Annotated in this window: 22 protein-coding genes; 10 read left to right on the forward strand and 12 right to left on the reverse strand. The window is 64.6% G+C overall.

What is annotated here, in order from left to right; genetic code table 11:
* Nucleotides 1–21: 21 nt before the first annotated feature.
* Both CEY08_RS03505 and CEY08_RS03510 read right to left on the reverse strand, forming a co-directional pair.
* Nucleotides 22–663, reverse strand: coding sequence for a TetR-type transcription factor C-terminal domain-containing protein (locus CEY08_RS03505; protein WP_063642124.1), 642 nt, complete (start codon nucleotides 661–663; stop codon nucleotides 22–24).
* A gap of 41 nt (nucleotides 664–704) precedes the next feature.
* Nucleotides 705–1,844 carry a CaiB/BaiF CoA transferase family protein gene (locus CEY08_RS03510; RefSeq protein ID WP_063960079.1) on the reverse strand — a complete coding sequence of 380 codons (1,140 nt, stop codon included), beginning with the start codon at nucleotides 1,842–1,844 and terminating at the stop codon, nucleotides 705–707.
* Nucleotides 1,845–2,100: 256 nt separating this feature from the next.
* On the opposite strand from CEY08_RS03510, the gene CEY08_RS03515 reads away from it, so the two are divergent.
* Together CEY08_RS03515 and CEY08_RS03520 are read left to right on the forward strand one after the other, a co-directional pair.
* Nucleotides 2,101–2,280 (forward strand): hypothetical protein, encoded by a 180-nt coding sequence (locus CEY08_RS03515; protein ID WP_042796681.1) that lies wholly within the window; start codon nucleotides 2,101–2,103, stop codon nucleotides 2,278–2,280.
* 155 nt (nucleotides 2,281–2,435) lie between these two features.
* Nucleotides 2,436–3,644: an NAD(P)/FAD-dependent oxidoreductase gene (locus tag CEY08_RS03520; protein WP_063642126.1), complete on the forward strand. Its 1,209-nt coding sequence runs from the start codon at nucleotides 2,436–2,438 to the stop codon at nucleotides 3,642–3,644.
* 33 nt (nucleotides 3,645–3,677) lie between these two features.
* On the opposite strand, the gene CEY08_RS03525 is transcribed toward CEY08_RS03520, so the two are convergent.
* The 6 genes from CEY08_RS03525 to CEY08_RS03550 form a co-directional block, all read right to left on the reverse strand.
* Entirely contained in the window at nucleotides 3,678–4,244 is a 567-nt protein-coding gene (locus CEY08_RS03525; RefSeq protein WP_042797591.1) for a GrpB family protein, read from the reverse strand.
* 41 nt (nucleotides 4,245–4,285) lie between these two features.
* Entirely contained in the window at nucleotides 4,286–4,555 is a 270-nt protein-coding gene (locus CEY08_RS03530; RefSeq protein ID WP_076815964.1) for a hypothetical protein, read from the reverse strand.
* A 103-nt stretch (nucleotides 4,556–4,658) separates the two neighbouring features.
* Complete coding sequence (argE, locus tag CEY08_RS03535; protein WP_042796679.1) at nucleotides 4,659–5,834, reverse strand: acetylornithine deacetylase; 1,176 nt, start codon at nucleotides 5,832–5,834, stop codon at nucleotides 4,659–4,661.
* 41 nt (nucleotides 5,835–5,875) lie between these two features.
* Complete coding sequence (locus CEY08_RS03540; protein WP_076815967.1) at nucleotides 5,876–6,841, reverse strand: LysR substrate-binding domain-containing protein; 966 nt, start codon at nucleotides 6,839–6,841, stop codon at nucleotides 5,876–5,878.
* 169 nt (nucleotides 6,842–7,010) lie between these two features.
* A complete protein-coding gene (locus tag CEY08_RS03545; RefSeq protein ID WP_076817971.1) occupies nucleotides 7,011–7,682 on the reverse strand; it encodes a DUF1028 domain-containing protein in 672 nt (223 codons plus the stop codon).
* A 20-nt stretch (nucleotides 7,683–7,702) separates the two neighbouring features.
* Nucleotides 7,703–8,116 carry a RidA family protein gene (locus CEY08_RS03550; protein ID WP_063642128.1) on the reverse strand — a complete coding sequence of 138 codons (414 nt, stop codon included), beginning with the start codon at nucleotides 8,114–8,116 and terminating at the stop codon, nucleotides 7,703–7,705.
* A 381-nt stretch (nucleotides 8,117–8,497) separates the two neighbouring features.
* Here CEY08_RS03550 and CEY08_RS03555 point away from each other — a divergent pair, with 381 nt between their 5' ends.
* The 8 genes from CEY08_RS03555 to CEY08_RS03590 all read left to right on the forward strand — a co-directional run bounded on the left by CEY08_RS03555 (nucleotide 8,498) and on the right by CEY08_RS03590 (nucleotide 15,231).
* Nucleotides 8,498–9,295, forward strand: coding sequence for a maleate cis-trans isomerase family protein (locus tag CEY08_RS03555; RefSeq protein ID WP_076815969.1), 798 nt, complete (start codon nucleotides 8,498–8,500; stop codon nucleotides 9,293–9,295).
* Between the two features lie 45 nt (nucleotides 9,296–9,340).
* Nucleotides 9,341–10,132 (forward strand): transporter substrate-binding domain-containing protein, encoded by a 792-nt coding sequence (locus CEY08_RS03560; RefSeq protein WP_042796675.1) that lies wholly within the window; start codon nucleotides 9,341–9,343, stop codon nucleotides 10,130–10,132.
* An 84-nt stretch (nucleotides 10,133–10,216) separates the two neighbouring features.
* A complete protein-coding gene (locus tag CEY08_RS03565) occupies nucleotides 10,217–10,930 on the forward strand; it encodes an ABC transporter permease (RefSeq protein WP_042796674.1) in 714 nt (237 codons plus the stop codon).
* Nucleotides 10,920–11,609: an ABC transporter permease gene (locus tag CEY08_RS03570; RefSeq protein ID WP_042796673.1), complete on the forward strand. Its 690-nt coding sequence runs from the start codon at nucleotides 10,920–10,922 to the stop codon at nucleotides 11,607–11,609. Before CEY08_RS03565 ends, CEY08_RS03570 begins: the two co-directional genes overlap by 11 nt.
* Nucleotides 11,610–11,645: 36 nt before the next feature.
* Nucleotides 11,646–12,431 (forward strand): amino acid ABC transporter ATP-binding protein, encoded by a 786-nt coding sequence (locus CEY08_RS03575; protein WP_063960077.1) that lies wholly within the window; start codon nucleotides 11,646–11,648, stop codon nucleotides 12,429–12,431.
* A 25-nt stretch (nucleotides 12,432–12,456) separates the two neighbouring features.
* The gene (locus CEY08_RS03580) at nucleotides 12,457–13,482 is read left to right on the forward strand and encodes an ABC transporter substrate-binding protein (protein ID WP_076815971.1); all 1,026 of its coding nucleotides are present in this window, start codon (nucleotides 12,457–12,459) and stop codon (nucleotides 13,480–13,482) included.
* Between the two features lie 71 nt (nucleotides 13,483–13,553).
* On the forward strand, nucleotides 13,554–14,408 hold the full coding sequence (locus CEY08_RS03585) for an ABC transporter permease (RefSeq protein ID WP_042796671.1): 855 nt from the start codon (nucleotides 13,554–13,556) through the stop codon (nucleotides 14,406–14,408).
* Nucleotide 14,409: 1 nt separating this feature from the next.
* Nucleotides 14,410–15,231, forward strand: coding sequence for an ABC transporter permease (locus tag CEY08_RS03590; RefSeq protein ID WP_076815973.1), 822 nt, complete (start codon nucleotides 14,410–14,412; stop codon nucleotides 15,229–15,231).
* A 567-nt stretch (nucleotides 15,232–15,798) separates the two neighbouring features.
* Here CEY08_RS03590 and CEY08_RS03595 read toward each other — a convergent pair.
* Genes CEY08_RS03595 through CEY08_RS03610 form a run of 4 tightly spaced genes read right to left on the reverse strand, consistent with a single transcriptional unit; the run spans nucleotide 15,799 to nucleotide 18,879 of the window.
* Nucleotides 15,799–16,758 carry a 2-hydroxyacid dehydrogenase gene (locus tag CEY08_RS03595; protein WP_076815975.1) on the reverse strand — a complete coding sequence of 320 codons (960 nt, stop codon included), beginning with the start codon at nucleotides 16,756–16,758 and terminating at the stop codon, nucleotides 15,799–15,801.
* A 12-nt stretch (nucleotides 16,759–16,770) separates the two neighbouring features.
* Entirely contained in the window at nucleotides 16,771–17,241 is a 471-nt protein-coding gene (locus CEY08_RS03600) for a type II 3-dehydroquinate dehydratase (RefSeq protein ID WP_076815977.1), read from the reverse strand.
* 10 nt (nucleotides 17,242–17,251) lie between these two features.
* On the reverse strand, nucleotides 17,252–17,866 hold the full coding sequence (locus CEY08_RS03605; protein ID WP_076815979.1) for a glutathione S-transferase: 615 nt from the start codon (nucleotides 17,864–17,866) through the stop codon (nucleotides 17,252–17,254).
* A 14-nt stretch (nucleotides 17,867–17,880) separates the two neighbouring features.
* Nucleotides 17,881–18,879: an NAD(P)H-quinone oxidoreductase gene (locus tag CEY08_RS03610; RefSeq protein WP_076815981.1), complete on the reverse strand. Its 999-nt coding sequence runs from the start codon at nucleotides 18,877–18,879 to the stop codon at nucleotides 17,881–17,883.
* Between the last annotated feature and the right edge of the window lie 10 nt (nucleotides 18,880–18,889).

Genomic DNA, 18,889 nt, shown 5'->3' on the forward strand with positions numbered 1-18,889 from the left:
CTTGTCGGCGCGGCATGGCGTTTACTGCGGATGCGGCAACAAGGCGCTGACCGCAAAACCGGCCAGCTCGCTGGCGACACGCTCGCGATCCTTGGCGGTTTCGTTCTTGCGCGGGTGATACCAGCGCGACGTCCAGTTCAGGGCGCCAAGGAGCGGCTTGACCAGCAGCTTCGCATCCATCGCACGGAAATCGCCGCTCTCCACTCCTTCTTCGATGACTCGAACATAGAGCGCTTCGTTCGCGGCGCGCAGTTTGAGGATCTCTTCCAGTTCGGCGCGCTCGGATGCGGTGGTGCGGCCCGTCAGATGCAGCTCCAGGCCTTGCGCGGCAACGCGCAAATAAGCCAGGTGCTCCATCATCAGCACGGTGTGATCGTGCGCCATTTTCCGCAGCTTGACGGCCGGCAGCTCCGCGGACAGGGCATGCGGCTCGATCGCTTCGCGGGTGAGCTCCATGGCACGCCGCTGCACGGCGAAGAACAGCGCCGACTTGTTGCGGTAGTAGTAATAAATGATGCCTTTGGTGGCGCCGTAAGCCACGCTGATGTCGTCCAGCGATGCCGCGGAGAAGCCCAGGTTCATGAACACGGACGCGGCCGCATCGAGAATGCCGAGCCGCTTCTCGATTCCTTCCGTGCTGTCTATCAGGCTAGGCCGTCCCATAATGTCCTTGCTGTACCGGAAACAAACGCGAAATTCTACCCTCAGCCCTGCTTGCCGGCGCCCGCGAACTCAGCGCGGATCGCCTGCGTGTGGGCGCCGATTGCGGGCACGTCGCCCAGGCGCCGCGGTTCTCCGCGCACCTGCGCGGGCGGCGCCACAATGGATGCCACGCCATGCGCGGTGCGCACTTCCGAGCGGCGCAGGTGCGGATGCGCGGACAATTCCTTGACGCCATTGACCGAGGCGAAGGCAATCTTCGCCAGTGTCAGGCGCCGCCGCAGTTCCGCCAGGTCCACCGAGCCGAGCACGGTTTCGATAGCGGTTTTCAGTTCTTCCGAGTGCTGCACACGGTCGCGGTTGCTGCGGTAGCGCGCGTCGTCGACCCATTCGGGTTTCAGCAGGACGTCGCAGGCAAAGCGACGCCATTCACCGTCGTTCTGCACGCCGATCAATAGCGACTGGCCGCCCTGGCACGTAAAGGCGCCGTACGGCGCGATGGTGGGGTGTCCAAGGCCCACGCGCGGCCAGACGGTGCCAGCGTAGTCGTAATGCAGCAACGGCACCGTCATCCAGTCGGCCATTGCATCGAACAACGACACGTGCAGCGCGCTGCCCTCTCCCGTCCGTTCACGCTGCAGCAGCGCTTCCAGGATGGCCGCATGCGCATACATGCCGGTGCCGATATCGCAGGCGGATATGCCGACCCGGCCGGGCGCCTCCGGCGTACCCGTCACCGACGCAATGCCCGACTCCGCTTGCACCAGCAGATCGTAGGCCCGCATGTCCGCATACGGACCGGACTCACCATAACCGGTGATGTCGCAAGTGATCAGCCGGGGATTCGCGGCGCGCATTTCCTTCCAGCCGAAGCCGGCGCGTTCTGCCGCGCCCGGCCCCAGGTTCTGGATCAGCACGTCGGCCTGCAGGATCAGGGTGCGCAACAGCGCCAGGTCTTGCGGCTGCGTGAAGTCCAGCACGATGGATTCCTTGCCGCGGTTGAGCCAGACGAAGTAGGTGCTGTCGCCCATTACCGCGCCGTCGTAGCCGCGCGCGAAATCGCCGGCCGCGCGTTCGATCTTGATCACGCGCGCGCCGGCATCGGCCAGGCGCGACGATGCGTAGGGCGCCGCGGCAGCCTGCTCCACCGCGATCACCAGCAGACCTTCCAAGGGCAATGCCATTTCCGTCTCCGATCCAGCATTCGTTTTTTTAATGCTACCGCGTAGTATTAGAATTCACAAGCATCCTGGGGAAGACCCCATGGCCGCCTGGCATATGGCTGTCATACTCGCGCGCCATACTGGCGTTCGGAAATCCGGAACCCGCAGGCGGGAACGCCCCGGATATCCATATGAAAGGTATTTCGTTGGCCGCCGCTCCTGGCCGACTTACGATGCCTGGCATCGACTGGGCCTGGCGCCCGCAGGAATGCTCCACATGCAACGTTTGATATCCCCGATCCTTACCCGCCGTCCCGTGCTGCTGGCCGGCCCGCTCAGCGCGCGCCGCTACGACGCCGTGGCTTCCCTGAACGCCCACCGCGAAGCGCGCATGCTGCGCGAATCCGCCCAGCGCATCCTGGCCGTTTCCGCCCGCTACATGCTGCCGGGCGCCTGAGTCCGGTTTTTCCCTGCCGCGCGCAAGGGTGCGGCACGCGTTCCCCGATGCGCGCAACGCCCGCCACCTCCTCTTCATGCCGCCCTTCCCGCCGCCACCTGCGGTAGGATTGCCGATTCCGCCCGCAACCGGGCCAGGCAGAACAGGAGTCATGCATGCAAAAGGTGGTCATTGTCGGCGGCGGCCACGCGGCGGCGCAATTGTGCGCCAGCCTGATCGAAGGCGGCTTTCCCGGCAGCCTCACGCTGGTGTGCGAGGAAGCCTCGCTGCCCTACCACCGGCCGCCGCTCTCCAAGACTTTCATCAAGGATCCGGAAGCCCCGATCCAATTGCTGCGCCCAGAGACCGCCTACGCCAACGCTGGCGTGCAGGTCCTGCTGGCGGATCCCGCCGTCGGCATAGACCGCGATGCGCGCCGCCTGACGCTGGCCTCGGGCAAGCAACTGGACTACGACGCCCTGGTACTCGCTACGGGCACCCGCGCGCGGCGCCTGCCCGACGTGCCTGACGATCTGCAGAACCTGATCTACCTGCGCAACGCCGACGATGCCGCGCGCCTGCGCGCCGCGATCGCCGATGCGCCTTCGGTCACCGTCGTGGGAGGCGGTTTCATCGGCCTGGAAATTGCCGCCACGGCCGGCGCCCTGGGCCGGCCGGTCACCGTCTTCGAATCCGCGCCCCGGCTGCTGGCCCGTTCCGTGTCGCCCGAGGCCTCGGAACATGTCGCCCGCGTGCTGCATGAGTCCGGCGTCGATCTGCGCCTGTCCTCGGACCTGCAACATATCCGGACGGAGAACGGCCGCGTGCGCAGCATCGTGGTCAATGACGCAGAGCACCCGGTCGACCTGCTGGTCGCCGGCATCGGCGCCGTACCCGAAATCACGCTGGCGCAGGCCGCCGGCCTGGACTGCCTGAACGGCATCGTGGTCGACGCCCTGATGCAGACCTCGGCGCCCGGCATCTACGCCATAGGCGACTGCACCTCTTTTCCGTATGCGCGCTGGGGCAAGACCCTGCGGCTGGAGTCGGTCCAGAACGCCAATGATCAGGCCCGCACGCTGGCCGGCGTCCTGCTCGGCACAAAAACGCCCTATCACGCCCTGCCCTGGTTCTGGTCCGACCAAGGCGCCTTGCGTCTGCAGATCGCCGGCCTGGCTCCGCCGGACACCGAACGCTTGCTGCGCCCGGGCGCCAAGCCAGGCAGTTTCTCGATCCTGCATTTCGCTGACGGCCACCTCGTCTGCGTCGAATCCATCAACGCTCCGATGGACCATCTGGCGGCGCGCAAACTCCTGGAACTGGGGCTGAATCCGCCCCGGGAAGCGCTGGCCGACCCGGCCGTGCCGCTCAAGAGCCACTATTGAAACGGGCAGCGGGCGCGCCCGCTGCGGCGCGCCTCAGATGAACCCAGCCGCGCGGAACATGCGTTCGTAGATCTGGCGCAAGACGGCCTCTTTGCGCTTGTTGTATTCCATGACCTGCATCACGCCGCTGGCGGCGTCGTGCTTGGCCTGGGCATACAGATCGCGGTCCGCTTCATGCTCTCGCAGCCAGTCCCGGAACATTCGGTGACGGATATTCTCCGGGCAATCGGGGCCGAATACATGCAAGTTCACGCGCGGCGACGCCAATTGCAGCAGGCGGTGCTGATGCCAGGATGGCTCCCGCAAGACCAGCACGTAACCGATGGCCTCCAGCGCCGGCACATACGCGTCCTCGCGCACGGGATCGGCCACGGCCAGATCGATGTCTATTACCGGCTTGGCGGGCAGGCCGGGGACCGCGGTCGAACCCATATGCTCGACCGCGAGCGCGGCCGTTCCCAATGCCTGGCGCACCTGTGCTTCCAGCCGGCCATAACAGACGGGCCACGCCGGGTCATAGGCTACGACCATGACCGGCTCCGGCGCAGGTCTGCCGCGAACCCAGGGGTCTTCGTCCGGGTCCGCGTCGTAGTGCCGCATGATTTCTTCAGGCGTGGGCGCGCGCCGGTTTCCTGCCTGGTTCAATTGCCGAAAGCGCGGCGCAGGCGCTCCAGTTCGGCCATGTTCAGGCGCTTGGCTTCCGCTTCGGCGTAGTTCCGTTCCCCCGACTCGTAAGCGCCCTTGTAGATGCACTTGCTGCGGCTCGCACACTCGCCGCCAGCGCGGGCGGTGGACGAATACGACTTGGCTGCCCCCTTATCCGGAGTCTTGGAACCGCTCGAAGAACAGCCCGCCATCAGCGCAGCCGCAAAAATCGCCACACCCCAGCGGCTCAACGTTTGAATGGACATTTCCTGGCCCTACAGAAAAGCTGTAGCCGCTTTTATAGCAGGCTCTCGAAGCCAGGGCTCACGTGGCGATTGATTCAAAACGTTGCCGCGCGGCGGGCGAGCCCTAAACCATCAGATACTCCGTCAGTTTCTCCAGCATGGCGTCGCAGGCGTGCAGCTGCGTGAGCTCGACGTATTCGTCGGCCTTGTGCGCCACTTCGATGCTGCCGGGTCCGCAGATCAGCACCGAGGTCTGCGCCCACAGTTGTTGGAACAGCCCGCCTTCGGTACCGAAGGCCGCCTTGGTGAGCGGCGTTTCCGGCGGTAGCCACGAGGCCAGCAGCGCCACGGCCGCCGAGTCGTCGGCCGTGGCCAGGCCAGGGTAGCTGTTGACCACTTCGACCCGGGGCGGCTCCGCTTCCTGCCGGGCGCCCGCAGCGCGCATCTTCGCCTTGGTCAACGCCAGCACCCGCTCCAGGATCTGATTCGGATCATCCTGCGCGACGTTGCGGATCTCGAAATTGACTTCGCATTCCGCAGGCACGATGTTCAGCGCCGTGCCGCCCTTGATGGTGCCGGCATGCACCGTGGTGTACGGCACGTCATAGCCGGCCTCGCGCGGCCCGTGTTCGGCGAGGTCGCGCTGTACGTCGCGCAGCGCGCCAATCAGATCGCTGGCCGTATGGATGGCATTGACGAAATGCGGCGCCAGCCCGGAATGGCCCGCCTGGCCGCAACATATGGCCCGGTAGGCCGCCTTGCCCTTGTTGCCGGTGCCTATCTTCATCAACGTGGGCTCGCCCACCACGCACAGCAGGGGCGCCGGCTCCACGTTTTCCAGCGCGCGCAGCAGATGGCGCACGCCGACGCAGCCGATTTCCTCATCGAACGAGAGCGCCAGATGCAGAGGGCGCGCCAGCGGCAGGCGGGCCGCGCGGATCATGGCCATCACGGCGCATGCGACGAAGCCCTTCATGTCGGCACTGCCCCGCCCATAGATGCGGCCGTCTCGCTCGGTCGCCTCGAAGGGCGGCGTGGTCCAGGGCTGCCCCGCCACGGGCACCACGTCGGTGTGGCCCGAGAGCAGGATGCCGGGCACATCCGAGGGACCGACAGAGGCATACAGATTGCTGCGCCTGGCGTCCTGCGGATCCGCCACCAGCGTGGACGGGATTCCCGCCCGCGACAGCAATTCCCGTATCCGTTCTATGAGTTCGATATTGGGCGTCAGCGTGACGGATTGAAACGCGAGCAATTCGCGTAATAGGTCTGGACTGTTGTCCGGGGAAGGCTTGTTCATGGCATGGGACCTGCGGAAGACGGACGGCGTGCGCCGCCCATTCATTTGCTTTCGGGAGGCACGTAGGGATCGAAGAAACTGCCTTCGCTCATGCCCGGAATGTACTGATCCGAGATATAGGCGCGGCAACGCTGCATGAACACTTCGGTCAGGCGCGACGGCTTCATCGGTTTGTAGGTGGTGAGGCCGAGCAGCATGGGTCGGTGTTCGCCCACCAGGCGCAGCCGCACCAGCCGCTTGCCATCCAGCGCCTGGGTGGACTTGGGCCGCACATTGAACAAGGCGTAGCCGATGCCGTTGGCCACCATGGATCGCACCACTTCCTCCGAACGCGAGCGCGCCACGATATTCGGCTCCAGGCCGAATTTCGCGAACAAGGACATGAAGTAATCGCGGCTCAGGGGCAGGTCCAGCAGCACCATGGGCAAACGCGCCAGCTCTTCCAGCGTTACCGCGATCTGCTGCGACAGCGGATGCAGTTCGCTGACCACCACATGAGGCGGCAGGCGCGCCAGCGCCTCGAACGATATCTCGTCGCCCAGCCTCAAGTCGTAACTGAGGGCAACGTCGATCTCCAGCGTATGCAGCTTGTCGATCAGCAACTGCTGGTCACCTTCGACCATGTGCAGCTCGACCTTTTCGAATGCGCGCGAAAACCCGAATATCACCTCGGGCGCGATCATGGCCGTGAGCGACTGGAAGCAGCCCACGCGCAAGGTGCCCTGGATGGTGTTGCTGGAGACGGATGCGATCTTGTAGAGGCGCGACGCGCGCTCGAGCAGATCTTCGCATTCGCTCATGACCTGCTGGCCCAGCACCGTCAGGGCAAGGCCCTTGGACGGATGCCGCACGAATAGCTGCACGTCCAGCTCGGTTTCGACATGCGCGATGGCAGCCGAGATCGACGGCGCCGAAATGTGGATCTGGCTGGATGCCGCGGCGATACTGCCATGCTTGGCCGTGGCGACGAAGTACTCCATCTGGCGCAGCGAAATGCGATTGAGCATAGTCCGAAGTGAGAAAACTGGAGCAGGCTGGAGGGAGGCGGCGGTCCGCTGTGCGGGCCGCCGGCGCGGCCCGGCGCCAGCGTCCACCGCACCGAGCAAAAGTGTATCCACTATGCCCTGACAGCGGGGCATGGCGCTCCTCGGGTTTTCTCGCACTCGCCGCAAGCGCTCACGGATTGCCCGGCACGCCAAAGGTCGGCGCGGCGCGCGGATCCCTGGCGCGAGTGATGTAGGCCTGGATCTGCGGTTCGTAAACCTTCCAGGCCTCATAGAGCCGCTCGACCGGCCCCTCCTCGACCCAGTCCATGCGCAGATCGACGATAGGCCAATCCAGGTCCGCCACCACCAGCAGTCCCGCCGAATGCACGGGCCCTTCCTCCCCGCCAGCCGCCTGGCCCGCCAGCATGGCCTGCATCAGGCGTTCGGCCAATGAACCTGACGCCTGCTCGAAGGCCGCCAGCATGGCTGCGGGCACATCCAGCGACGCCAGCATATTGCCGGCGCAGGCGGCGTTTTCACCCCGCGCGTCGGCCAGCCGGCCCAGCGCGTTCGAACCGGTGTAGATGGCCGGCGCCTGCGTGGCGTCGATGGCCATCAGCTGCCGGTAGCTGATGAAAGGACGTTCCGCCAGGGCCTGCAGCGCGCTCTGCGGCGTGCTGCCCTCGCCCATGGCGTCCAGGATGAGGGTCCCCAGGGCCGGGTCGGTAATGTTCTGGCTGACCGCCGCGCCCACGCCCGAACGCGCGCGGATGCAACGCGCCGCGACCGCGGGCGAGGAGGACGAGACGGCCGCGCCGAATTGGCCAGTGGCCGGGCAGCGGGCAATGATGGAGAAAGTCATGACCAGGGCCTCCTGCGGCGTCAATCCGGAATTACGGCAGTCGCGTCGATCTCCACCAGCCATTCGGGACGGGCCAGCGCGGACACCACGATGCCGGTGGACACCGGGAATACGCCCTTGAGCCATTTGCCGACCACGCGATAGACCTGCTCGCGGTAGCGCGGATCGATGATGTAGATGGTGATCTTGCAAATATCCTGCAACTCGCCGCCGGCCTCTTTGAGCAGCATGTCGATGTTCTTCATCGCCTGCTCCGCCTGGCCCGCCGCGTCGCCTATGCAGACGCTCTCCGACGTGTCCAGGTTCTGGCCGATCTGCCCGCGCAAAAAGACGGTGCTGCCGCGTGCAATGACGGCCTGGCACAGATCGTTGTCGAGGTTCTGTTCAGGGTAGGTCGCCTTGGTATTGAAGGTGCGTATGCGCTTGTGCTTCATGGCTCGTATCTGCATTAGGGTTTATCCGGAGACCCTGCACCCGCCTGGCTGGCGGCATCGCAAGGCCGTGAGCTGCCCACTGATGGTCGGCCCAAGCGACACCGCAGCCTATTTGTTTTTTCCGGCGTCCCGTCTCGGAAATCCTGACGCGGGCGGCACCCTGCGCGATGTGCCTCGGTCCTGCTTCGCCGGCGTCGCCGGGCCATCAGGAAAATCTATCCATGCCAACGGAAAAGGCGACTTGGTGCCTCGGATCGCCTCTCGCATCATTGGTTTTCGCTGGCATGGCCGGTGCGGCGGGCGCGGCAATGCCCGCCCCCGGATCGACGGCCGACGCCATCTGATGCAATCCGCAGCAACCTCACCTTACAAGGGATCCGGATGAACACCGCCTCAACGCCCGCGCAAGCCGCCTATCCCCGATTCCGCTATGACGGCTCGGGCGATCTGGCCCGCATCGGGTTGATCTACATCGCTTCCAGCGTCGTCATGGAAGAAGAAATGTGGGCCATGTCCGCTCCAGGGGTTTCCACCCATACGGCGCGCATCAAGCTGCCCAAGGTCACCGTGCAAGGCATCGAAGAGATGATGAACGCGCCGGAACTCGAACAGGCCGCCCGGCTGGCCGGCGCCGCTCCCATCGACGTGCTGCTGTTCGGCGGCACCAGCGCCTCGTTCCTGCATGGAACCGCCTACGATCAGGCGCTCATCCAGAAGCTGCGGCAATGGGTGCCGGGGCCTCAGATCACCACCGCCTCCACCGCGACGCTCGCTGCGTTGAAGAAAGTCCAGGCGGGCAAGGTTGCGCTGGCCACCCCCTATCTTCCGGAGATCCATGAGCGCGCCATCCGCTTCCTGCAGGAAAACGGCCATGAAGTGGTCAAGAGCGCCTGCCTCGGCATCTCGGACGATCACGCGCTGGCCGAGGTCTCGCTGGAGAAGGTCTACGACCACGTGCTCTCGGTCGACCACACCGATGCGACGGCCATCTTCGTCTCGTGCACGAACTTCCGCACCGTCGGCGCCATCGAGGCGCTGGAACAGAAACTCGGCAAGCCGGTGATCTCGGCCATCCAGGCCTCGTTCTGGCATTGCCTGGATCTCACCGGCGCAGCGGGCGCCAAGCCCGGCTACGGCTCGCTGTTCGACGGCAACCTGAGCAAGGCCGCAGCGATGTAGACCATTCAACGAAGTGCATGACCAATAAATAAGCAAGGGGAAATAATGCATCTACACCAAACCATCACGGCGCTGACACTCGCAGGTGCCTCCCTGTTCGCTGTAACGTCCGCCCAGGCCGAGAAGCTGGTGCTGGGCAACGAAGGCAGCTATCCGCCCTTCAGCATGGTCGACCCTTCAGGCCGCCTGACCGGCTTTGAACCCGATCTGGCGCGCGAGATGTGCAAGCGGATGAAGGTCGATTGCGAAATCGTCGTCATGGACTTCAAGGCGCTGATCCCGGCACTGCTGCAGAAGAAACTGGACGCCGTGGTCAGCCAGACCAAGCCGTTGCCCGAGCGCAAGGAAAAAGTGCTGTTCGGCCGCCCGGTCCTGTTCAATCCGGACTCCTATGTGGTGCCCGAGGCCAAGAACTACACCTTCACGCCCGAGGGCCTGAAGGGCGTGCGCATCGGCCTGCAACGCGGCTCGGCCCAAGCCAAGTACGTGGGTGAGACATTCGGCAACGCGGTGCAGATCGTGTTCTATGACAACCCGGACCAGATCCGGCTCGATCTGGCCAACGGCCGGCTGGACATGAGCCTGGGTCCCAAGATCAGCTGGACCAACGAGTTCCTGTCCAAGCCCCAGGGCAAGAACTGGAAATTCGCTGGCGGCGATCTGTGGACCGGCGGCGGCGAAGCCGGTTCGAGCTGGATCGCCCGCAAGGACAGTGGCGACCTGCTCAACCGCATGAACGCCACGCTGGAAACCATCATCAAGGACTGCACCTTCACCAAGCTGCGCAAGCCCTACATGGAAGTGGAGCTCCTGCCAGAGGAAAAGGCCTGCCGCTAGCAGGATCCGCTCGCGCCGCCCGGGTCCCTGGCACGAGCTCGCCGGGTCGGGCGGAACTCTCCACACGCTTGCCAGGAATACCTCATGCCTTCGATGGGTTTCGTGCAGCAACTCGCGACCGGCGCGATGATGACGATCCAGGTCGCCGTCTGCGCCTATCTGCTGGCGCTCGCGATCGGGACGTTCTTCGCCCTGATCACGCTGCGGCCGACCTGGCTGGCCAGAATCGTCTGGATTCCGTATGCCTCGATCTTCACGGGCGTGCCTTCGCTGCTGGTCGGCTTCCTGTTCTATTACGGCGGCTCGCAGATCGTCGCCAGCCTGCTCGCGCCGTTCGGCATAGGCCAGCGCATCGAGGTGACGCCGTTCATGGCGGCGGTGGCGGCGCTGGGCATGGTGTATGGCGCCTACCTGGCCGACCTGATCCGCAGCGCGATACAGAACGTACCCCACGGCCAGTTTGAAGCCGCGCGGGTGCTGCTGGTGCCGCGCACCGCCATCTGGCTGAAGGTGATCCTGCCGCAGATGCTGCGGCTGGCCTTGCCCGGCATGACCAATATGTGGATCGTCGTGCTCAAGGACACCGCCCTCATCTCCCTGATCGGCCTGAAGGAAATCATGGCCTACGCCAAGCTCGCCTCCGGCGTGACCAAGGAACCCTTTGTCTACTACCTGCTCGCGGCCGCCTTCTTCCTGGCGATGACCTGGCTCACCTACTACGTGGCCCGCCGCGTCGAAACATGGGCTGCGCGCGGCTTCCATCCTGTCGTGACCAAGGGAGCGTCGCATGCACTTTGACTTCCAGGTAGCCTGGGACAGCCTGCCCAAACTGCTGGCCGGCGCCGGCACCACCTTCGCGGTGCTGTTGCCGGTGCTGGTCATCGGTCTGCTGCTGGCGCTGCCGGTGGCCCTGGCAAGTTTCCGGCCCGGCCCGCGCGCCCTCTTCGCCAGCAGCTACATCGGCTTCTTCCGCGGCGTGCCCAGCCTCGTGCTGCTGTATTTGATCTACAGCGGACTGCCGCAATTCTCCATCGTGCGCGACACCGTGCTGTGGAACGTCTTCTCCAACGCCTATGTCTGCGCGTGGCTGGGCCTGGCTTTGACGCACTCCGGCTTCATGGCGGAAATCATCCGCGGGGGCCTGGCGGCGATACCCCGGGGCACGATTGAGGCCGCGCAGACGCTGGGTCTGAAGCCCGCGCAGATCCTGTTCCGCCTAAAACTCCCGCTGGTGGCGCGCTATGTGCTGCGCGCCTATCAGAATGAGTTGCTGATCATGGTGAAAAGCACGGCGGCCGTCAGCGCCATCACGCTGGTCGACCTCACCGCGGCGGCCAACACCGTGTTCGACTACACCTATGACCCGTTCACGCCTTTGATCACGGCGGCGGCCATCTACTGGTGCATCACCAATTGCATACGCCTGGGCTTCTCGATCGCGGATCGCAAGTTGAACCGCTACCTCGCCAGGACCTGAGCCGCCGGGCCGAACGATCATAGAGCGCGAACCATCATGACTGCCATCCTGTCCCGCATCACGCCGCCTGCCGCCTCCACCCTGTCCGATTGCGCGCCAGCGGTCTCTATCTCGGGTTTGAACAAGTTCTACGGCACGTTCCACGCGCTGCGGAATATCCACCTCGAAGTCTCGAACGGAGAGATCGTCATTCTTTGCGGTCCCTCCGGGTCGGGCAAGTCGTCCCTCATACGCTGCATCAACCATCTGGAGCAGCATGACTCGGGCGACATACGCGTCAATGGCGCCGAACTGACACGGCGCCCCGAAGACGTGGAGAAAGTCCGGCGCCAGCTGGGCATGGTGTTCCAGAACTTCAACCTCTTTCCGCATATGACGGTGCTGGACAACTGCACCTTCGCGCTGAAGATCGCCTTGAAGGTCCCGGCTCGCGAAGCGGAAGAAACAGCGCGTGAGTATCTTGCCAAAGTCAATGTGATCGAACAGGCCGGCAAGTATCCGATCCAGCTCTCCGGTGGGCAGCAGCAGCGCGTGGCCATCGCGCGCGCGCTCTGCCTGCGCCCGCGCATCATGCTCTTTGACGAGCCGACCTCGGCGCTCGATCCGGAATCGGTGGGCTCGGTACTGCGCATTATGGAAAACCTGGCGCAAACCGGCATCACCATGATCTGCGTCACCCACGAAATCGGCTTTGCCCGCAGGGTGGCCGACCGCTGCGTCTTCATGGAGCGAGGCGAAATCATCGAGACCGCGCCCACTGAACAGTTCTTTGGTTCGCCCCGAAACGAGCGCCTGAAGAATTTCCTCGAGCAGGTTCTGTAGTCAACCATATAGACAAGGGGTTGTCATGATCAAGAAACTCATTTGCGCCGGAATACTTGCCGGCGCGGCTCTTACCGGCGCGGCGCAGGCGCAGGACGCGCTGGTGGTCAGCACCTGGGGCGGCAGCTTCCGGGATCTCATCGACGAGAATATCGGTCGCGAGTTCACGCGGCAGACCGGCGTCCCCGTGAAGTACATCACCGGCGGCACCATAGACCGCCTGAACAAGGCCAAGCTCGCCACCAAGCCTGAAAGCGACATCACGTTCACCACGTCGCACATCGGCTGGCTCTATGTCAACGCCGGCCTGTACGAGAAACTGGATCTGAGCAAGATCCCCAATTACTCGCACCTGGTCGACCGCGCCAAGATCAGCCCGTACCACATCGGCAGCTGGGCCTACGTGTACACCATCGGCTACCGTCCCGACCTGGTTCCCGCCGGCATCACCTTCAACAGCTGGAACGATCTCTGGAACCCGGCATTGAAAGGCAAGCTGTCCGCGCCCGATTTCGACCCCAGCCATATCATCGACGTATCCGCCCTGCTCTCCGGCGGGGACGCCGCCACCTGGGAAAAGGGACAGGACAAACTCAAAGCCTTGAAACCCAACTTCAAGGCCTTCTACACCAACGATGCCAACAGCCAGCAGTTGATCGCCGCCGGCGAAACGCCCGTGCAGGTCGTGCTGTCCATGAACGCGTACTACATGATCGGCCAGGGCGTGCCCATCAAGGTGGCAATGCCCAAGGAGGGCGCGGTGCTGGGCGTGGATACCATGGCCATCATGAAAGGCAGCGCCAAGAACGACCTTGCCCATAAGTTCATGAACATCGCGCTGTCGCCAGAGGTACAGGCCAAGATCGTGGCTGCCAAGAAGGCCAGCCCCGTCATCGACAACGCCAAGGTGTCGCCAGAAGACGCCGCGCTTCCTGGCGTCTTCACGACCAAACAGCAATGGGACACCCAGGCCATTGTTATCGACGACAAGCTGCGCGCCGAAAAAACTGCCGAATGGCGCAAGTGGTTTACCGAGAACATCATGAACTGATGGCTGGAGGCTGCGGCCCGGGAGGCCGCGGCGCCGCTATGTCCTCAACGTAAGCCTAGGATGGGTCCACCATGGATGCGCGTTCCACCCTGAGGGGATGGTTGATATCCCCGGCAAGCTTCATCGCCCTGTGCATCTGCGTCGCCATGGCGGCGGTGCTGCAGTACAGCTTGCGCACCTTCATTCCAGGCTCACTGGACGTCGGCGGCCTCACGCTGACGAACTTTTCGGGCATGGGCAAGCAGATCTACCTCGATGCCTTCACCAATACTTTGCGCCTGAGCGTGGAGACCACGGTCTGCTCCCTGCTCGTGGCCTACCCGCTGGCGTATGCCCTGGTCCGGGTGCGCAACCGCTACATCAAGTCCTTCATCCTGATCGTATCCATCACGCCGCTGTTCCTGGGCGAGATCGTGCGCACCTATTCCTGGATCATCGTGCTGGGCAGCACGGGCTTCATCAACTCGATGCTGCTCAAAATGGGCCTGATCGATACGCCGCTCAAGCTGATGTTCAGCCACCTGGGCGTGCTGGTGGCGCTGGTGCACGTCACCATCCCGGTCGTGGTGCTGATGCTGGCCACCGCCATCTCGCACATAGACCGCGATTACGAAAAAGCCGCGGAAAGCCTGGGCGCAGGTCCGGTACGCACCTTTCTGACTATCACCCTGCCGCTGTCCATGCCAGGCATCCTGGCCAGCATCACGACCTCGTTCGCCTGGACCTTCAGCGCCTTCGCCACGCCGCAGATGATAGGCGGCGGCCGCGTGCCTACGGTCTCGACGCTGGTCTACCAGCTGGGATTCTCTTCGATGAACTTCCCCCTGGCGGCCAGTCTGAGCGTCATGGGCCTGGGCCTGACGGCTATCGCGCTGATGCTGCTCGGCAGGGTCACGCGACGACTCAAAGTCATCGGAGGACACTGACATGAGCATCCGAAAATCCCTGCCCCTGTGGCTGCGCATCGGCGCGCCGGTGCTGATCACGCTGATCCTCGCGTTCGTTCTGCTGCCGGTCGTCGTGGTGACCCTGGCCTCCTTCAACGACAAGGCCCTGCTCACTTTTCCACCGCAGGCCTGGTCCTGGCGCTGGTTCGAGCGCGTGTTCACCTACGCTGACTTCCGCGACGGCTTTCGCGCCAGCATGGTTGTCACGCTTTGGTCTTCGCTGCTGGCGCTGGTCATCGGCACTGGCCTGGCGATCGCGGTCAAGCGCATGGCGTTTCCGGGCAAGAATATCCTTCAGGCCATCCTGCTCTCGCCGCTGGTTATTCCCCATTTCACCGTCGGATTGGGCCTGCTGATCCTCGCGGCGCAGTTGAACGTGGACCGGGGCTACGGCATCGTGATCCTGTGCCACGTCATCCTCGTGCTGCCTTTCGTGCTGCGCAGCGTCTATGTGTCGATGGAGAACCTGGACGAGCGCCTCGAACAGAGCGCCGCCAGCCTGGGCGCTTCGCCCGTGCGGGTGCTATTCACGATTACCGTTCCCTTGCTGGCGCCTGGGCTGTTCGGCGGCTGGCTGTTCGCGGCCATCATGTCGTTCAGCGAATTCACTGCCTCGTTGTTCGTGACCACCCAGAGCACGCAGACCCTTCCGGTGACCATGTACAACTACGTGCGCGAGTTCGCCGACCCGACGCTGGCCGCGCTGTCGGTGGTGTACATCGTCGTGACGGCCGCGCTGTTGATCTTCGCCAACCGATTTCTCGGGCTGGGCAGGATCCTCAATATCGAGGACAACCACTAGAGAATTCTGGGTGGAATATTGCCGATTGGTTTTGTGAGGTCAGGTTCTTGAGCCGCCGGCGTCCGGACTGCGGAATTCCGATGCTCGCCCAATGGGGCTGCGCTTCGGATCCCTCCGTCCGGTCACCGGCTCACGGCATCTGCCCATGAACGGGGTCCAAGACCAACGCATTAGGCTACTGCCAGCCGAGGCCCCCGGAGCCATACGAATCGCAGCCCCACCGGGGCGAGCATCGGAATGGCGCAGGGCAGCCTCGGCGGTTGAAGGACACGGACATCCGCAAGCTCGAAGCCCTGCCGCTTCGGTTTTGTGAGGTCAGGTTCCTGAGCCGCCGGCGTCCGGACTGCGGAATTCCGATGCTCGCCCAATGGGGCTGCGCTTCGGATCCCTCCGTCCGGTCACCGGCTCACGGCATCTGCTCACGAAGGGGGTCCAAGACCACCGCATTAGGCTACGGCCAGCCGAGGACCCCGGAGCCATACGAAGCGCAGCCCCGCCAGGGCGAGCATCGGAATGCGCAGGGCAGCCTCGGCGGTTAAAGAACGCTGATATCCGCAAGACGCAACTTCAATAGCCGCGCGCTGGATCGACGCGGTTGGCGGGTTCCAGGCCTTGGCTGACTCGTAGTACGTTGTCGGCGATCTGTCCGGCGGCGGATGCCGGAATGGCCACCGAAGCCAGGTGCGGCGTAATCAGCACGTTGTCCATCCCCCAGAGCGGGTCGCCAATCGGCAGGGGCTCGCGCTCGAATACGTCCAGCGTCGCACCGCCTAGATGGCCGTTGCGCAGCAGATCCGTCAGGGCGGCCTGATCCACCAGCGCGCCCCGGGCCACATTGATCAGGGCCGCGCCGCGCGGCAGGCGCTGCAAGCGTTCGCGGTCCAGCAGGCCGCGGGTCTGCGGCGTGAGCGGAAGCATCACCACCAGGATGTCGGCGCGCGACAGTACCGTGTCCAGCGACTCCATGCCGCTGTGGCACTCGACGCCATCGATGCTACGCGGGCTGCGCGACCAACCCAGCACGGTCAGCCCCTGGCGGCGCAGCTCCTGCGCCGCGCATGCGCCCAGCTCGCCCAGGCCCAGCACGGCCACGCATACGTCTTCGGGAGAACGCGGATGACGATAGGCCCACTCGCCGCGCCGCTGCGCCGCTTCAAAGTACGGAATATCGCGGGCATAGCGCAGCACGGCGAACAGCACATAGCCTGCCATCATGCGTGCCATGTTCGGATCGGTGATGCGGGTGATGGGCACTCCGGCGGGAAGATCCTCGCGCCCCACCAGCGAATCCACACCCGCGCCCAGGTTCACGATGAGGCGCAGGTTCTTCATGCGATCAAAGAAGCCCTGCGGCGCCTTCCAGGCCAGCGCGTAGTGGATACCGGCCGGGTCATGCGCTTCGCTGGCGTGCACCATCCGCAAGTCCGGCAGGCGCGCCTGCATGGCGTCGCGCCAGGCCGCGTAGTCGTCGAACTCGCTGTAGAAGATCATTGCGCCCGACACGGCGGGGCGGGAGGATGCATGCATGGACGGTCGACCTCAGGTACTGCGGTTTATCAGACGCGACATGGCCTCGATGGCCAATTCATAGCCATCTCCGCCCAGTCCCGCGATGACGCCATCGGCGGCCTTGGAAATATACGAATGATGGCGGAAGGCCTCGCGCCGCCAGATATTGCTCATGTGGACCTCGATGATCCTGCCCGGAAAGGATAGCAAGGCATCGAGTATGGGCACCGACGAATAGGTCAGGCCGGCCGCGTTGATGATCACGCCCTGCGCCGTGCCGCGCGCCTCCTGTATCCAGTCGACCAACTGGCCCTCGTAATTGGATTGGACGAAGTTCAGCTGGATGCCCAGCGAGGCGGCCTTGCTCTCGCAGCGCTGCTGCAACACGGGAAAGCTGTTGGAACCATAGGTCTTGTTAGCGTCCAGCCCGTAGAGATTGGCGTTGGGCCCGTTTAGGAACCAGACCCTGGAGGATGAAGGGGTTGCGCTCGGCGTCGTCATGGCGGCGGTCTCAGGCTTCGTGGGGAAGGGTGGCCTGCATGGCAGGCATTTGGTTGAATACGGCGAACCAGGCCGCGGCGCGCGGATGCGCCGCGCGCCAGTCCAGCTCGGGAAAGCGGAAATCCAGATATCCCATGGCGCAGCCGATGGTCAGGCTGCCGATGTCAGGATCCGCTTGCGGCAGTTCGTCCGCCTGCGCCTCGATTTCGCCCAGGCACGCCCGCACCTTGACCAGTTGCGCCTCCCGCCACTGCGGCCATTGGATCTCGGCCGGCCGCGCAGTATGTTCGTAGCGAGCCAGCAGCGCGGCATCCAGCAGGCCGTCGCCCAGGGCCTGGCGCTTCAATGCCAGCCAGCGGGCCGCGCCAGCCGGGAATAGCTGCGTATCGCCGGCAGCATCCGCCAGGTATTCGCAGATCACGCGGCTGTCATATAGCGCCCTGCCGTCCGGCAGGATCAAAGTCGGCACCTTGGCCAGCGGATTGTGGGCGGCGATGCGGGCATCGCGGTTGACCGGATGCGCGGCGCTGGGCAGCCATTCGATCCGTCCGGCCTGGCCGGTCAGGTGCGCGCAGATCATGACCTTGCGCACGAAGGGGGACGTAGGGGCGTAGAGGAGTTTCAATCCAGTCTCCGAGCTCAGGGTTTGAGGACCAGCTTGCCGAACACCTTGCCGCTTTCCAGCAGTTGATGCGCGCGGACGGCGTCGGCCAGAGGCAGGCTCTGCGCCATTTTGGGCCGGATGCGACCAGCGGCGACCAGGGGCAGCACGTGGCGCCTGAGCGCGGCGGCCATGCGGGCCTTCTCGGCATCGGTCTGCGGACGCATGGTCGACGAATGCAGGCTCAGCTGCTTCTGCATCAGGGTCAGCAACTCGACATTGACGGCCGAACCCTGCAGGAAGGAAAGGCTGACGTGGCGCCCGCCGAAAGCCAGCGCCTGCAGATTGCGCCGCACATAATCGCCGCCGACGATATCCAGCACCACGTCCACGCCGCGGCCCTCGGTATGGGCCTCGCAGGCCTGCACGAAATCCGTGTCATGAAAGCAGACCACCTCTGCCGCGCCGAGTCCGCGCAGGGCGTCACTGCGGTCACGTTCGCCATCCGTCACGATCACCCTCGCCCCCGCCGCATGCGCCATCTGGATCGCCAGCGTGCCTATGCCGCCGCCTCCGCCATGGATCAGCACGGTCTCGCCCATACGCAGGCGGCCCAGCTCGAACAGGTTGTGCCATACCGTGTACAGACCTTCCGGCAACGCGCTCGCCTCGGCGTCGTCCAGGCCCGCGGGCACGGCCAGGGAATGATCCACGCGCGCCACGCACCACGGCGCGTAGCCGCCACCCGCCAGCAGGCTCATGAAGCGCTGCCCGACCAGGGACTCCGGCACGCCGGGCCCGCAGGCTGCCACCTCGCCGCAAGCCTCCAGCCCGAGCACGTCGGTCACGCCCGGCGCCGGCTTGCTCAGGCCCTGGCGCTGCATGATGTCGGGCCGGTTGATGCCGGCAGACAGAACACGCAACAGCACCTCGCCGGGACCCGGCGCCGGAACCGGCCGGGTGGCCAGCGTCAACACCGTGGCATCGCCAGGCTCGCGGGCAATGATGGCTTGCATCTCAACGGGAATCTGATTCATGGGCTTGTGT

This window comes from Achromobacter insolitus (assembly GCF_002209555.1).
GTDB classification, from domain to species: Bacteria; Pseudomonadota; Gammaproteobacteria; order Burkholderiales; family Burkholderiaceae_B; genus Achromobacter; species Achromobacter insolitus.

Excerpts from the sequence above, each read along its gene's own strand:
- argE (WP_042796679.1), bottom strand. The coding sequence starts at position 5,834 with ATGAACAAGCCTTCCCCGGACAACAGTCCAGACCTATTACGCGAATTG.
- CEY08_RS03600 (WP_076815977.1), bottom strand. The coding sequence starts at position 17,241 with ATGACGACGCCGAGCGCAACCCCTTCATCCTCCAGGGTCTGGTTCCTA.
- CEY08_RS03590 (WP_076815973.1), top strand. The coding sequence starts at position 14,410 with ATGAGCATCCGAAAATCCCTGCCCCTGTGGCTGCGCATCGGCGCGCCG.
- CEY08_RS03510 (WP_063960079.1), bottom strand. The coding sequence starts at position 1,844 with ATGGCATTGCCCTTGGAAGGTCTGCTGGTGATCGCGGTGGAGCAGGCT.
- CEY08_RS03525 (WP_042797591.1), bottom strand. The coding sequence starts at position 4,244 with ATGCGGCACTACGACGCGGACCCGGACGAAGACCCCTGGGTTCGCGGC.
- CEY08_RS03550 (WP_063642128.1), bottom strand. The coding sequence starts at position 8,116 with ATGAAGCACAAGCGCATACGCACCTTCAATACCAAGGCGACCTACCCT.
- CEY08_RS03580 (WP_076815971.1), top strand. The coding sequence starts at position 12,457 with ATGATCAAGAAACTCATTTGCGCCGGAATACTTGCCGGCGCGGCTCTT.
- CEY08_RS03515 (WP_042796681.1), top strand. The coding sequence starts at position 2,101 with ATGCAACGTTTGATATCCCCGATCCTTACCCGCCGTCCCGTGCTGCTG.
- CEY08_RS03595 (WP_076815975.1), bottom strand. The coding sequence starts at position 16,758 with ATGCATGCATCCTCCCGCCCCGCCGTGTCGGGCGCAATGATCTTCTAC.
- CEY08_RS03570 (WP_042796673.1), top strand. The coding sequence starts at position 10,920 with ATGCACTTTGACTTCCAGGTAGCCTGGGACAGCCTGCCCAAACTGCTG.
- CEY08_RS03565 (WP_042796674.1), top strand. The coding sequence starts at position 10,217 with ATGCCTTCGATGGGTTTCGTGCAGCAACTCGCGACCGGCGCGATGATG.
- CEY08_RS03520 (WP_063642126.1), top strand. The coding sequence starts at position 2,436 with ATGCAAAAGGTGGTCATTGTCGGCGGCGGCCACGCGGCGGCGCAATTG.
- CEY08_RS03555 (WP_076815969.1), top strand. The coding sequence starts at position 8,498 with ATGAACACCGCCTCAACGCCCGCGCAAGCCGCCTATCCCCGATTCCGC.
- CEY08_RS03545 (WP_076817971.1), bottom strand. The coding sequence starts at position 7,682 with ATGACTTTCTCCATCATTGCCCGCTGCCCGGCCACTGGCCAATTCGGC.
- CEY08_RS03505 (WP_063642124.1), bottom strand. The coding sequence starts at position 663 with ATGGGACGGCCTAGCCTGATAGACAGCACGGAAGGAATCGAGAAGCGG.
- CEY08_RS03610 (WP_076815981.1), bottom strand. The coding sequence starts at position 18,879 with ATGAATCAGATTCCCGTTGAGATGCAAGCCATCATTGCCCGCGAGCCT.
- CEY08_RS03585 (WP_042796671.1), top strand. The coding sequence starts at position 13,554 with ATGGATGCGCGTTCCACCCTGAGGGGATGGTTGATATCCCCGGCAAGC.
- CEY08_RS03575 (WP_063960077.1), top strand. The coding sequence starts at position 11,646 with ATGACTGCCATCCTGTCCCGCATCACGCCGCCTGCCGCCTCCACCCTG.
- CEY08_RS03530 (WP_076815964.1), bottom strand. The coding sequence starts at position 4,555 with ATGTCCATTCAAACGTTGAGCCGCTGGGGTGTGGCGATTTTTGCGGCT.
- CEY08_RS03560 (WP_042796675.1), top strand. The coding sequence starts at position 9,341 with ATGCATCTACACCAAACCATCACGGCGCTGACACTCGCAGGTGCCTCC.
- CEY08_RS03540 (WP_076815967.1), bottom strand. The coding sequence starts at position 6,841 with ATGCTCAATCGCATTTCGCTGCGCCAGATGGAGTACTTCGTCGCCACG.